The 12,409-nt window shown below is 64.8% G+C and carries 18 protein-coding genes and 1 pseudogene; 8 read left to right on the top strand and 11 right to left on the bottom strand.

Features of this window, described 5'->3' with window-relative positions:
• Window positions 1-56 precede the first annotated feature (56 nt).
• From RTCK_RS12275 to RTCK_RS12260, 4 genes are all read right to left on the bottom strand, one after another.
• On the bottom strand, window positions 57-671 hold the full coding sequence (locus tag RTCK_RS12275; protein WP_142519909.1) for an alpha/beta hydrolase: 615 nt from the start codon (window positions 669-671) through the stop codon (window positions 57-59).
• 27 nt (window positions 672-698) lie between these two features.
• On the bottom strand, window positions 699-1,631 hold the full coding sequence (locus tag RTCK_RS12270; RefSeq protein ID WP_142592998.1) for a VOC family protein: 933 nt from the start codon (window positions 1,629-1,631) through the stop codon (window positions 699-701).
• Between the two features lie 135 nt (window positions 1,632-1,766).
• Entirely contained in the window at window positions 1,767-2,456 is a 690-nt protein-coding gene (gene ung, locus RTCK_RS12265) for a uracil-DNA glycosylase (protein ID WP_142519907.1), read from the bottom strand.
• Between the two features lie 8 nt (window positions 2,457-2,464).
• Window positions 2,465-2,860: a VOC family protein gene (locus RTCK_RS12260; protein ID WP_142592997.1), complete on the bottom strand. Its 396-nt coding sequence runs from the start codon at window positions 2,858-2,860 to the stop codon at window positions 2,465-2,467.
• A 203-nt stretch (window positions 2,861-3,063) separates the two neighbouring features.
• Here RTCK_RS12260 and RTCK_RS12255 point away from each other — a divergent pair, with 203 nt between their 5' ends.
• The gene (locus RTCK_RS12255; RefSeq protein ID WP_142592996.1) at window positions 3,064-3,426 is read left to right on the top strand and encodes a YbaN family protein; all 363 of its coding nucleotides are present in this window, start codon (window positions 3,064-3,066) and stop codon (window positions 3,424-3,426) included.
• A 14-nt stretch (window positions 3,427-3,440) separates the two neighbouring features.
• Here the strand turns inward: RTCK_RS12255 and RTCK_RS12250 are convergent, their stop codons facing one another.
• From RTCK_RS12250 to RTCK_RS12240, 3 genes are read right to left on the bottom strand one after another with little or no spacing between them, the layout of a single operon-like run.
• Complete coding sequence (locus tag RTCK_RS12250) at window positions 3,441-4,235, bottom strand: heme ABC transporter ATP-binding protein (RefSeq protein ID WP_142592995.1); 795 nt, start codon at window positions 4,233-4,235, stop codon at window positions 3,441-3,443.
• Complete coding sequence (locus RTCK_RS12245) at window positions 4,232-5,317, bottom strand: FecCD family ABC transporter permease (protein ID WP_142592994.1); 1,086 nt, start codon at window positions 5,315-5,317, stop codon at window positions 4,232-4,234. Before RTCK_RS12245 ends, RTCK_RS12250 begins: the two co-directional genes overlap by 4 nt.
• Window positions 5,317-6,204, bottom strand: a complete 888-nt coding sequence (locus RTCK_RS12240; RefSeq protein WP_408004534.1) for a heme/hemin ABC transporter substrate-binding protein — start codon at window positions 6,202-6,204, stop codon at window positions 5,317-5,319. The genes RTCK_RS12245 and RTCK_RS12240 overlap by 1 nt, the downstream gene beginning before the upstream one ends.
• 146 nt (window positions 6,205-6,350) lie before the next feature.
• On the opposite strand from RTCK_RS12240, the gene RTCK_RS12235 reads away from it, so the two are divergent.
• From RTCK_RS12235 to RTCK_RS12225, 3 genes are read left to right on the top strand one after another with little or no spacing between them, the layout of a single operon-like run.
• On the top strand, window positions 6,351-6,698 hold the full coding sequence (locus RTCK_RS12235; protein WP_142592993.1) for an antibiotic biosynthesis monooxygenase family protein: 348 nt from the start codon (window positions 6,351-6,353) through the stop codon (window positions 6,696-6,698).
• Between the two features lie 7 nt (window positions 6,699-6,705).
• Complete coding sequence (hutX, locus tag RTCK_RS12230) at window positions 6,706-7,230, top strand: heme utilization cystosolic carrier protein HutX (RefSeq protein ID WP_142592992.1); 525 nt, start codon at window positions 6,706-6,708, stop codon at window positions 7,228-7,230.
• Window positions 7,231-7,278: 48 nt separating this feature from the next.
• On the top strand, window positions 7,279-7,686 hold the full coding sequence (locus RTCK_RS12225) for a GFA family protein (protein WP_235988677.1): 408 nt from the start codon (window positions 7,279-7,281) through the stop codon (window positions 7,684-7,686).
• Between the two features lie 13 nt (window positions 7,687-7,699).
• On the opposite strand, the gene RTCK_RS12220 is transcribed toward RTCK_RS12225, so the two are convergent.
• From RTCK_RS12220 to RTCK_RS12210, 3 genes and pseudogenes are all read right to left on the bottom strand, one after another.
• The gene (locus tag RTCK_RS12220) at window positions 7,700-7,930 is read right to left on the bottom strand and encodes a hypothetical protein (RefSeq protein WP_142592991.1); all 231 of its coding nucleotides are present in this window, start codon (window positions 7,928-7,930) and stop codon (window positions 7,700-7,702) included.
• Window positions 7,931-7,951: 21 nt separating this feature from the next.
• Window positions 7,952-8,215 (bottom strand): annotated as a pseudogene (locus RTCK_RS12215) (NADPH-dependent FMN reductase); the annotation flags it as partial.
• Window positions 8,216-8,503: 288 nt separating this feature from the next.
• Window positions 8,504-8,689, bottom strand: coding sequence for a DUF3008 family protein (locus RTCK_RS12210; RefSeq protein ID WP_077549521.1), 186 nt, complete (start codon window positions 8,687-8,689; stop codon window positions 8,504-8,506).
• Between the two features lie 122 nt (window positions 8,690-8,811).
• On the opposite strand from RTCK_RS12210, the gene RTCK_RS12205 reads away from it, so the two are divergent.
• From RTCK_RS12205 to RTCK_RS12190, 4 genes are all read left to right on the top strand, one after another.
• Window positions 8,812-9,072 (top strand): DUF2309 domain-containing protein, encoded by a 261-nt coding sequence (locus RTCK_RS12205; RefSeq protein ID WP_142592990.1) that lies wholly within the window; start codon window positions 8,812-8,814, stop codon window positions 9,070-9,072.
• Window positions 9,073-9,249: 177 nt separating this feature from the next.
• Entirely contained in the window at window positions 9,250-10,029 is a 780-nt protein-coding gene (locus RTCK_RS12200) for a nucleotidyltransferase family protein (RefSeq protein ID WP_142593121.1), read from the top strand.
• Window positions 10,030-10,103: 74 nt separating this feature from the next.
• A complete protein-coding gene (locus tag RTCK_RS12195; RefSeq protein WP_142522812.1) occupies window positions 10,104-10,790 on the top strand; it encodes a metallophosphoesterase family protein in 687 nt (228 codons plus the stop codon).
• Between the two features lie 50 nt (window positions 10,791-10,840).
• Window positions 10,841-11,002 carry a hypothetical protein gene (locus tag RTCK_RS12190; protein ID WP_185928000.1) on the top strand — a complete coding sequence of 54 codons (162 nt, stop codon included), beginning with the start codon at window positions 10,841-10,843 and terminating at the stop codon, window positions 11,000-11,002.
• Between the two features lie 12 nt (window positions 11,003-11,014).
• On the opposite strand, the gene lpdA is transcribed toward RTCK_RS12190, so the two are convergent.
• Complete coding sequence (gene lpdA, locus RTCK_RS12185) at window positions 11,015-12,409, bottom strand: dihydrolipoyl dehydrogenase (protein WP_142592989.1); 1,395 nt, start codon at window positions 12,407-12,409, stop codon at window positions 11,015-11,017.

Below are 12,409 nucleotides of genomic sequence, written 5' to 3'. Positions count from 1 at the left end.
CGGGCTTTCACTATCGTGCAAGCCCGTCTCGCTCGCAAGCCGGAACTGGCCGCCGCTCAGGTCCGGTAGGGAGCCAGGAACCGCTTGGCGGCCTCGATCTCGCTGGACCGTATTTCGTGTCCCCCCGGATGCCACTCGAGGTCGACCTCGTCTCCTGAACGCTGGAAGTAGTCCGCCAGCGATTGCGTCAGTTCCACCGAAGCGATCGGATCGCGTTCTCCGGCCGTGATCAGGATCCGGCCGCCGGCCTTCGCGGTCCTTTCTTTCGGCTCCGACGGCATCAGCGGATGCATCAGCACCGCCGCCTCGAACAGCCCCGGCCTGTGGATCAGCATGCTGGCCAGGATGTTGGCTCCATTGGAGAAGCCAAGACCAAGCACGGGGCCTGCCTTGTAATACTCGCGGTTGGCGGTCACGAATTCGCTCATCCGGTTCGTCGCCCGCGCGAGATCCTCGCAGTCGTACACCCCTTCGGCCTTGCGGCGGAAGAAGCGCGCCGCCCCGTGCTCCGATATGTCCCCGCGCGGCGAGATCACGGTCGCGTTCGGCAGCAGACAGCCGCCGAAGTCGAAGAACTGGTTCTCGTCGCCGCCGGTACCATGGAACACGAACAGGATCGGTGCACCGGGTTCGCCCCGCTTGGCGTGATGAATGTAGCTGTCGTGACTCATTGCAAACTCCTTTGGAGGCATAACATGTCAATCCTCCAGCGGTTCGAGATGTTCTTCGAGCATGGGCCGCAGATGCGCGTGCTGTGCCGGCAGTTTCAATGCCTCGCCCAGATGCGCCGTGTCTTCGTCGCGGTCGAACCCCGGCTCGTTCGTGGCGATCTCGAACAGCACGCCGCCGGGCGTGCGGAAGTAGATTGCCCAGAAGTAGTCCCGGTCGATCACGGGCGTGACGTTGTAGCCGGTGTCCATCAGAGCCTTGCGCACCTCGAGTTGCTTCTCGCGGTTTTCGACGGCAAAGGCGATGTGGTGGACCGAGCCTGCGCCGAGCCTGGCGCCATTGACGTTCGGTATCGTCTCGATGTCGATGACATCGGCACCGTTGCCGCCGGGTATCCCGAGGCGCATGACACCATCCTTCGCATCGACCTGCTGATAGCCCATGAACTTCAGGAGTTCGGCCGTCGCCCCCTCGTCCCGCAGCCGGAGCGAGGCGGAGTGGAAACCGCGGATCGCGTGATCCTCGCCGACACCGCTGCCGGTCCAGGGTCCACGCGGATCATCCCGGACCTCGACGAGCGCGAAGCCGTCGCCGTCGGGCCCTGCGAAGTGAAGCTGGTTTTCGCCAAAGGCGCTGTCCGTCTTCAGCCCTTCAACACCCGCCTTTGTCAGCCGCTCTGTCCAATAGCCGAAGGAGCCCTGCGGAACGGAGAACAGGGTGGTCCCCACTTCGCCTGTGCCGGGACGGCCGCGGGCGATATGCGGGAACGGGAAGTATGTCATCACCGAACCGGGCGTGCCAACCTCATCTCCGTAATAGAGGTGGTAGACGTCGGGTGCGTCGAAGTTGACGGTCTTCTTGACCCGGCGCAGCCCGAGCGTATCGGTGAAGAACCTGTTGTTGGTACGTGCGCTCGCCGCCATCGACGTGACGTGGTGCAGCCCCTTGATCTGGTCGAGCATGTCAAACCCCTTTCTGGCTCCGAGAGCCTTGTCTGGGCTTATATCTGGCCATTGCGGCCACCCCCGCATAGGGGAGGCGAAACGAACGCATTGTTCACTTTCCGGATGATGGCACGAGGCCGGCCGTTCACGAAATCAAACCCGCTCCGGCAACTGCCAGTCGACCGGTTCCTTCCCGTGTGAAACCAGAAACTCGTTGGCCCGGGAGAAATGCCGGCAGCCGAAGAAGCCGTTGTGGGCGGACAGCGGCGACGGATGCGGCGCCCGCAGGACGAGATGCCGCGCGCGATCCACGAAGGCCGCCTTCTTCTGCGCGTAGGAGCCCCAGAGCATGAAGACGACACCGTTGCATTGTTCGTTGACCGCACGGATGACGGCATCCGTAAACCGTTCCCATCCCTTCCCCTGATGGGAGGCGGCGCGCGCCTCCTCCACCGTCAACACGCTGTTCAGCAGCAGCACCCCCTGCCTTGCCCAATGCTCAAGGAACCCGTGGCGGGCCGGGGGAATGCCGAGGTCGCTCTGCAGTTCCTTGTAGATGTTCACCAGCGACGGGGGGATGCGCACACCGGGCTGGACGGAGAAGCAGAGACCGTGCGCCTGGCCATAGCCGTGATACGGATCCTGTCCGAGGATCACGACCTTGACCTGATCGAGCGGCGTGAGGTCGAGTGCCCGGAAATACTCCCCGCCCTTGGGAAAGACCCGCTTGCCCGCCTCCTTTTCGCTGATCAGGAAGCGGCGCAGCTCGCTCATGTACGGATTGTCGAACTCGGGCGCGAGCGCCCGCTTCCAGCTTTCCTCCAGCTTCACCCCCTCGACCATGGCGACCTCTACCCGAACCGGCCGCCGCGCTGCAGCACCTCGATCCTGTAGCCGTCCGGATCGGTCGCGAAGAAGAAGCGGGCGAAGGGCTCGCCGTCGCGGGCCATGTCGACCAGCTTGCCGACGGTCAGCCCCAGATCGGAGAACCGTCGATGTTCCGCGGCCACGTCATCGACGCACACGGCGAGATGGCCGTACCCGTCCCCGAGGTCATAGGGCCGGTCCCGGCCGGCATTGACGGTGAGCTCCAATTCGAACCCCGTTTCGGGATTGGAAAGATAGATCAGGGTGAAACCCTCGAAGGGAATGCGTTCCGCGACCGAAAGGCCGAAGGCCTTCCGATAGAACTCGACCGACCGCTCCTCGTCGAGCACCCGGATCATCGAATGGATCATCTTCGCCACGTTCTTGCTCCCCGCATGCGTTGCCGCGCCAGTTATCCGCAATCCGGCCCCGCTTGCCAATCGCGCGCGGACGGCAATTCACACCAAGCTGCGTCTTCCCGACCGATTGAAATACCTGCGTGAAATGCTCATATGGCGCCGGAAGCGCCGACCGGACATCGCGCCGCCGACAAATCTGGAGCCCCCGCTTCGAAAGGGTCCTCATGCGCATCGTTTATCTAAGCCTCGGCTGGCTTCTGGTCACGATCGGCCTTGTCGGGGCGTTCATGCCGGTGCTGCCGACGACACCTTTCCTGATCATGGCCGTCGCCTGCTTCGCCCGCTCCTCGCCGCGCCTGGAGGCATGGCTGCTGAACCACCCGAGGTTCGGGGGGCCGCTGCGCGACTGGCGGGAAAAGGGCGCGGTACCGCGCAAGGCGAAGATCGCAGCCGTCGCGATGATGACGATTAGCTACGGAATCTTCTGGGTCGCGACTTCGCCGCCAGCCCTGCGTGCGGCAATCGTCGCAGCCATCATGATCGTGCCGGCGATCTACGTGGTCACGCGACCGGAACCGGGCGCCTGACCGAGCCCGAGCCGTCAGCCTGCTTCCGGCCGGTACCGCGCCTGCGGCAGGACGAACGGAATGTGCTCCGCCGGGAGCCGCCCGACGGCCCCCGCGATCCCGTAGACCTGACCGATCGTCTCGTCGCTGACCGTCGTGGTACAGGGACCTCGAGAAACGACTCTCCCCTTGTCGAGGACAATCAGGTGGTCGGCAAATTCGGCGGCGAGGTTAAGGTCATGAAGGATCGCCAGCACGATACCGCCGGCGGCGGCGAAGTCGCGGGCTACCTCCAGCACGGCTATCTGGTGGCCGAGGTCGAGGCTCGCCGTCGGCTCGTCGAGAAACAGTGCCCGCGGAACACCCTCCACCACCGGCTCGGGAACCTGCGCGAGCGCCCGCGCGAACTGCACGCGCTGCTGCTCGCCGCCCGAGAGCGACGGATAGGGACGCGCCTCGAAGCCCCGCAGGCCGACGCGTGACAAAGCCTGCCTCGCCTGTTCCGTCGGATTGCGCGCGCCTTGGGCCACCGCCCCCATGCGGACGATCTCCAGCGCCGTGAAGGGGAAGGAAAGCTGGACGGACTGCGGCAGCACGGCCCGGAACCGCGCCAGCTGGACCGGCTGGTAACCGCCGATCGCGCAGGAGTGGTAGGAGACCTGTCCGGCATCCGGTTGCGTCTCGCCGGAGAGAACCTTCATCAGGGTCGATTTTCCCGCACCGTTCGGCCCGATGACCACCGTGAACCCGCCGGCGCGAAGCTCGACGCTGACATCGTCCAGAAGCCTGCGGCCGCCGCGGGAGACGGTGATGCGTTCTCCGGAGATCATGGCATCTCCCCCATCCGGATGCCGCCCTTGCCGAGCAGGAGGAACAGGAAGACCGGCGCACCGAAGAGTGCCGTGATGACGCCGATCGGCAGTTCCGCCGGGGCGGCCACGGTCCGCGCCACGCTGTCGGCGATCAGCAGCAGGGCGCCGCCCCCCAAGGCCGACGCCGGCAGCAGGAAGCGATGCGAGGGACCCGTCACGAGGCGCAGGAGATGCGGCACGACGATGCCCACGAAGCCGATGGAGCCAGCCACGGCGACGGTCGAGCCGCAGGCTGCTGCCACTGCGACGATGACGATCCGCTTCAGCCGCTGGACCGGCACGCCCATGTGGAACGCCGCAGCATCACCGAGGACGAGGGCATCGAGGCCGCGCGAAACGAACGGTATCGTCGCCATCACGAAGAGGATGAAGGGCAGGATGGACAGCACCCGTCCGAATGTGGCTCCCCCGAGGGACCCCAGGCTCCAGAAGGTGATGTCGCGTAGTTGCCGGTCGTCGGCGAGAAAGATCAGCAGTCCCATCACCGCCGCCGCCAGCGCACCAATGGCGATGCCGGAGAGGATGAGCGCGGTGGTGGACGTTCGTCCGTCCCGGGTTGCGATGACGTAGAGCACCCATGTGTTCACAAGTCCGCCGAAGAAGGCCATCAGCGGCAGGAACTGGTTGCCGAGCAGAAGGGCGACCGGCGCAAGGAGCGTTGGACCGAGCACGATGGAAACGACGGCGGCAAGTGCTGCACCGGATGTGACGCCGACGATTCCCGGATCGGCCAGCGGATTGCGGAACAGCCCCTGCATCATGGCGCCGGAGACGGCGAGCCCCGCCCCGATTAGGAGACCGAGAGCCGTCCGCGGGAGGCGGACCGCCTCCAGAACGACGATGTCCTGGGCAGACAGGCTTTCCTCACCGCGGAGATAGGCCAGCAGATCGCCGAGACCGACCCCGGTGGGTCCGCTGGACAGGGAAATCAGCGACGCCGCCACGACCAGAAGAACGAGCATGCCCAGGGTGAGATAGCCATGCAGCGTCCTGTCACCCTCGACATATGCCTTGCGCATCGGCGGAGCCAGCGCCTTCATCAGTTGTCTCCATCCGGGTAGAGCCGCCTGGAGAGTTCGCGTGCGGCCTCCGGCGTGCGGGGGCCGAAGCCGAGCAGCAGCAACCCGTCCAGCGAGACCAGCGCCTTGTTCTGGGCTGCCGGGCTGGTCTGGAGGGACGGAAGCACGAAGACATCCTCCGGCTTCAGTTCGTGATTCCCGCGCCTCATGGCCAGGATGACGTCCGGCTTGGCCGCAATCACCGCCTCGTCGGAAAGCGGCTTGTAGCCGGAGATGCCGGAGGCGGCGTTGATGCCGCCGGCCATCTCTATGATCGCGGCGGCCTCCGTATCCGCCCCGCCGGCCATGACACGTCCGTTGGCCAGAGAGAGGACGAAAAGGACTCGCTTGCGGGGCTCGGGGATCGTCGCGACATCCTCCGCAAGCGCCTTCAGGTCGGCCTCGGTCTTCACGGCCAGGGCATCGGCTTCGGCGGCCCGCCCGACGGCTGCGCCGACATCGCGGATCTTCCTGCCGATCGCCGCGCCGTCCGGCGGCGTGGGCACCGTCGCCATCGCAATCCGGCTGGCCTTCAGGATCTCGATGACCGGCGGCGGTCCGGATCCTTCTTCCGCCAGGATGAGATCCGGCTCCTGCGCCAGGATGCCCTCTGCCGACAGGGCGCGCATGTAACCGATATCCGGCTTGGACATGGCATCGGAAGGGTAGGTGCTGGTGGAGTCGACGGCAACGATCCGGTCCTGTGCGCCGAGCGCGTAGAGGATCTCGGTAACGGTCCCGCCGATGGAAACGATCCGCTGCGCCGAAGGGTTGCCCTCGCCCGCCGCCGGTGCCGGCGAGGCCGAAATGACCAGCGCGGCGGCGGCCGCGACGAAACCCGTCCTCAACATTCCGAGGTATGCCGTCATATGTCACCCATTGGCCTGAACGCGGACGCCCGAAACGCCCTCAACCGATAACTTGAGTTGACTACGCAAGTTTTTTCGGCTTTTCAAGGCGCCGGTCGGCAGATATCTTGAGCCGATAAGGAAACTTTTCGAGAGGGACCCCTGAGATGTACATCGCGATGAACCGCTTCCGCGTCGTTCCGGGCTTTGAGGAGGCATTCGAGGCCCTGTGGCGGAGCCGCGAAGGCCGGCTTGCGGAAATGCCGGGCTATGTGGAATTCCATATGCTGAAGGGGCCGAAGTCAGAGGATCATACCCTCTACGCATCCCACACCGTCTGGGAGAGCTTCGAGCATTTCCAGGCCTGGACCAAGTCGGAACAGTTCAGGGTGGCCCATGCCAAGGCCGGTGAGAACCGCGGCAAGATCGAGTACCTCTCCGGCCCCCATTTCGAGGGCTTCGAGGTCATCATCCACGAAGACCGCAACGGCGCCCGCAAGGCCGATGCTGCGTGAGGACGGCATGAGCGCGCTGGCACAGCCCGACGACGAACGCCGCGGACGCGCACTTGCCGTCCTCGCGGAAAAACCCGATGGCGTGGTGGAGGCTCTCGCCGCCAAGGCCGACGTCACTCCCGCCGAGATCCTGGAAATCCTGCCGCAGGGCGCGGCGGTGACGGCTGCGAAGGACGCATTCGGGGACATCTGGAGTGACATGACGAGCTGGGGCGAAATCCTCTTCATCGTCCATACCGAGGACATCGTGCTGGAAGCGGAAGGCAGCCTGCCGCCAGGGTCGGAAGGTCACGGCTGGTTCAACATCCACGGTGACAGCCCGATCGGCGGCCATATCCGCAAGGACAACTGCACCTCCATTACCTTCGTGGACCGTCAGTTCCACGGACGCCGCTCCTGCTCCGTCTGGTTCATGAACGGCAAGGGCTCGGCCATGTTCAAGGTCTTCGTCCGCCGCGACGAACAGCGGGAACTGATCGGCGAACAACTGGCGAAGTTCGAGGCGCTGCGGAACCGGTACGCCGGCGCCTGATCGAGCCCCGCCCTGGAACATCCGGCCTGGGTCGGATGTTCGCTTCTCATGAGCGACGACACCGACTGGACAGGCGGCTGCCTCTGCGGCAAGCGCCGCTACCGTTTCCGCAGGCCTCCCTCCACCGCCGGCTATTGCCACTGCAGCATGTGCCGCCGGGCGACCGGTGGGCCTTTCGCCTTCCTGGTAAGGGTGGACGAAGCAGCGCTTGAATGGACCGCGTCACGGCCGGCCGTCTATCGCTCTTCCCCCATCGCCGAACGCGGCTTCTGCCCCGATTGCGGCAGTCCGCTGTTTCTCCGCTATGACGACGACGGCAGGATACGCCTGACCGGCGGCTCCCTCGATCATCCCGAACTGATCCGGCCGCAATATCACTACGGCGTGGAAAGCCGCCTGCCCTGGATGGACTGCGGGCAAGGCCTGCGGGAGGAGGAGACCCGGGAAAGGTTCTGACCTCAGAGGGGTTTCAGATCGCCGGGACCCACTTCCAGAACACGCCTTCCTGCCGCTCCGGATAATATTTGAACTCGCATTCGAAGCGTCGTCCATAGGCTTCCGCCGCGGTCAGCGCTTCCGTGCTGACCGGGTTCATGCCGGTCCGGGGGGCGAACCAGTCCTCCAGAAGATCGTCCGGGACATAGGCTCCCACCCGAAGCGGAAGCGCGGTCAACGTCTTGTCGAGTTCTTCGGGCGGCATGCTATCCTCCGTCTGCATCCTCTACTTCTCGCGCGGCTGCTTCAGCCGGGCGCCGGGAACGACGAGCTTGCCTTCACGCTTCGCCAGCATGGCTTCCGCGAGCGTGCGGGCGGCGTTGCGCACCTCTTCCTGCAGCGCCTCGTCCGTATCCAGCGCCTCGTGACTGGTCGCATAGGGTTCCCAGTATCCAATATAACGCTCGAGTTCGGCAAGGCTACCGGCGGGGATGAGCTCCATCGACTGCAGCCAGTCGCTGATGCTGCGGCGGACGTTCTCCACGCCTTGCGGGTTCGGGGGCTCTTGCGGGAATTGTAGTAGGCATCCCAGGCGGGATCCGCGACCTTCTGCAGTTCACTCGACAGCGGATCGAAGGCCGGATCGGGAAACTGGCGCAGGAACCGGCGGACGAATTCTTCCCTTTCCATCCGCGGGCTCGGGCTACCCTTACGGGGCTCGAGGTCGTGGACAGGGCTTATCGGGGTGGTCGGCATCGGTATCCTGATTCAAGAGAGCGTCCGCAAGAGGCAGGAACGCCCTCTCCCTGCACAGGTTCCAAAGCCGTTCGCATGCCCGTTATTGCGACGCGTGCTCCGGCTTGCCCTTCCGCTTCGTCGAGGCCATGTCGTGAAGCTCCTTCTCGCTCATGGACTTCTCCATGCTCTTCGACGCGCCCTTGAGCTCGCTCTTCTTGATGTCGCCGCGCTTTGCGGCAAGCGCGGCACCTGCCGCCTTCTGCTGTGCTTTCGATTTTGCCGGCATGGTTACCTCCTGGGGCTGATTATCGGCTTCAACCTCAACAGAGGGACTTGGTTCCGCCCATAGCCGGAACCAAGCACCGTCGGTGCCGTTGGAAGGTGACACCCAACGCGAAAGGACCGGTCATGGATGCCAAGGACAAGTTTGCGGACGACAAGAACTCCTCCGCCCGTTTCGAACAGGAAGGCCGCGAGCGATCGGAGGATGCACTGCACGCCCAGATCGACATGACCAATCCCGACGCTGTCCGCGAAGCCTCGCGTCTCGGCGGCGGCGACACCTATCTCGTGAAGACCGATCTTGAGGATCTGGACGAACGCGAGGATATCGAGAACGACGACGGCAGCATCAGCGCGCTTGCCAATGCCGACAATCCCGAACGTTGATCTTCCCTACGCACCCGAGGTGATCGGCTCCCGACAGGGAGCCGGTCAGCTTTTAGGGGAACCGCACAACTGCCAAAGGTGTTTCCCTGCGCAACCTTTCAGGAGAACGCTATGGACGCCGATATCGGCAAGCCTGCGGAGCGCGCGGCGCGGGACATGATCGAGACGATGCCGCACATGGAGGTAAAGGCGGCCCCCACGCTCGTGGACGCAGACGCCGAGGCCTTCGTCGCCGAGGCTTTGGAGGAACTGGTGAACTCCGGCATCCCGTTCCTGCTCGCTGGCACCTATGCGGTCAGCGCCTATACCGGCATTTCGCGACCGACCAAGGATCTCGACATCTTCTGCCGGGCCGGCGACTACGCGCGCATCCTCGCCCACTTCAAGGCCAGAGGCTACGAGATCGAGGTGGAAGACGACCGCTGGCTCGGCAAGGTCATCAGGGGCAAGCACTTCTTCGACGTCATCTTTGCCGGTTCGAACGGCACCATGCCGATCGGAGACGCGTGGTTCGACAACGCCCGTCAGATCGAGATGAACGGTCACCAGGTCCGGATCATCGCGCCCACCGAGCTCATCTGGTCGAAGTGCTTCGTCCAGTTGCGCCACCGCTACGACGGCGGCGACGTGGTGCACGTCATCCTGCGTGCCCATGACCAGATCGACTGGCAGCGGCTACTCAACCACATGGAGGTTCACTGGGAGGTCCTGCTGGTCCATCTCCTGAATTTCCGGTGGATCTACCCGACAGAGCGCGACAAGGTGCCCGACTGGCTGCTCGACGAACTTCTCGACCGTCTCAAGGCGCAACGCGAGCTGCCGCTGCCGCAGATGAAGATCTGCCGCGGCCGCATGTTCAGCCGGGTGGATTTCGAGATCGACGTCAAGGAATGGGGCTTCGCCGACGTCGGCGGAGAAGGCGAGTGGCGCGAAGGCGTGAACGAGGAACCGGCATAAGGAGGTCCTGCGTGACGAAGACGACCGAGGGCACAACGGCGAAGAAGGCCAATGGCCGGCAGAAGATCGCCGCCATGGGCGACCTGCATGTCAAGGAAAATGGCGGCAACTCCTACAAGGAACTGTTCAGCGAAATCTCCCAGGCCGCCGACATCCTCGTGCTGACCGGCGATCTGACCGACCTCGGCAAGCCGAAGGAAGCCGAGTTGCTGGCAGCGGACCTGCGCTCCTGCTCCATCCCGATCGTCGCCGTTCTCGGCAATCACGACTACGAATGCGGTCACGTCGAGGAGGTGAAGGCGATCGTCAAGGAGGCCGGCGTGCAACTGCTAGAAGGACAGGCGGTCGAGATCAACGGCGTCGGCTTTGCCGGCGTGAAGGGCTTCGCCGGCGGTTTCGGACGCTACATGCTGGGCTCCTTCGGCGAACCCGCCATCAAGGCGATGGTAGCCGAAAGCGTGGAGGAAACCATGCGGCTGGAAAATGCCCTGCGGCAGGTCCGCTCGGAGCGGGCCATGGTCGTGCTGCATTATGCGCCGATCCCCGAAACGGTCGTCGGCGAGCCGCAGGAGATCTATCCCTTTCTCGGCTCTTCGCGGCTGGCGGAAACCATCGACCGCTTTCCCGTCTCGGCTGTCGTTCACGGCCATGCCCACCGCGGCACCTACGAGGGCAGGACCCCCGGCGGCGCCCCGGTCTATAACGTCGCCTCCCACATAGAGAAACCGACCGGCCGCCCCTACGCACTGCTCGAACTTTAGGAACAACCCCTGCCGCCCGCGGTTTGGCAAGGAAGAAGGAGGCAACCATCATGACGGATACGAAGAACCATCCTGAACAGGACCCCGTAGAAGGTTCCCGCGAGACCATCGACCGCGAACTGGCCCGGCAAGACGACAGGGAGCAGGATAAGGACCGCCAGGAGACGGGACGCGAATCCGGCACGAAGGGCAGCCCAGCCCCCGGACCCTGACCTTTCCGGCCTCTATATGTGTAGGGCGTGCCCGAGCGCCTTGAGGGAGGCTTCCACGAATCCCTCCGACTGGGTCGGGTGGGCATGGATTGTGCCAGCAATGTCCTCCAGTCGCGCGCCCATTTCTATCGCAAGCGCAAAGGCGGCCGACAATTCCGAAACCCCTGCGCCGACGGCCTGTATGCCGAGCACCAGATGGTTGTCGGCGCGGGCCACCACCCTGACAAAACCGTCTTCCGACACCAGCGTCATCGCCCTGCCGTTGGCGGCGAAGGGGAATTGGCCGGTCTTCACCTCATAGCCCGCCCGCCTTGCCTCCTCCGGGGAAAGCCCCACGGACACGATCTCCGGATCGGTGAAGCATACTGCCGGGATCGCTACCTTCTCCCAATTCCTTCGCCTGCCGGCGATGATCTCCGCCACCATCTCGCCCTGCGCCATGGCCCGGTGCGCCAGCATCGGCTCGCCCGTGACGTCGCCGATGGCATAGATGCCGCGCATGGAGGTCCGGCACTGGCCGTCGATGCGGATGAAGCGGCCCTCCATGTCTAGTTCGAGTTCCTCCCGGCCCCAGCCTTCGGTGACCGGGCGCCGTCCGACGGTGACGAGGATCCTGTCGGCTGCGATCCGCTCGTCCCCCTTTGGCGTTTCCACCAACAGCGCGCCACCGTCGGCGGAAAGTCCCGTCACGCGTGCGTTCAGCAGGACATCGACCCCCAGTGCGGCGAGACGCTTCGCCACCTGCTGCGTCAGAGCCGCGTCGTAGAGGGGGAGGATGCGCTCCTGCGCCTCCACGACGGTAACCTTGCTGCCGAGCTTGGCGAAGGCGGTGCCCAGTTCCAGGCCGATATAGCCGGCCCCGACGACGGCGAGGCTCTTCGGGATATCGGGCAGCGACAACGCCTCCGTCGAGGAGATCACACGACCGCCGAACGGCAGGACCGGCAGTTCCACCGGTGCCGATCCCGTGGCAATCACCACGTTCTCGCAGCGGACGACCTGCAGGCCCGTCTCCGTCTCCACCTCCACCGTCTTGCCGTCTCGGAAGCGGGCGCGGCCGACCAGCGCCTTCACCCCCGCCTTCTTCAGGAGATTGACGACGCCCAGCGACAACCGGCCGGTGATGCCGTCCTTCCAGCCGACCGTCCTGGCGAAGTCGATGCCAGGCTCGGCAACATGGATGCCCATAGCATTCCGCCCCGCCGCCATGCCGGCCGCGGCGGCATACTCGTCGGCTGCATGGATGATGGCCTTGGACGGAATGCAGCCGACATTGAGGCAGGTGCCGCCGGCCTTGGCCATCTCGACGATGACCGTATCGATGCCGAGCTGGCCCGCCCGGATGGCGCAGACATAGCCGCCGGGGCCAGCACCGATGACGAGAAGCTTGCAGGCGATGTCCTTCAT

This window comes from Pseudorhizobium endolithicum, from assembly GCF_902153245.2.
GTDB lineage: Bacteria > Pseudomonadota > Alphaproteobacteria > Rhizobiales > Rhizobiaceae > Neorhizobium > Neorhizobium endolithicum.
This window is presented reverse-complemented; position numbering and strand designations above follow the sequence as displayed.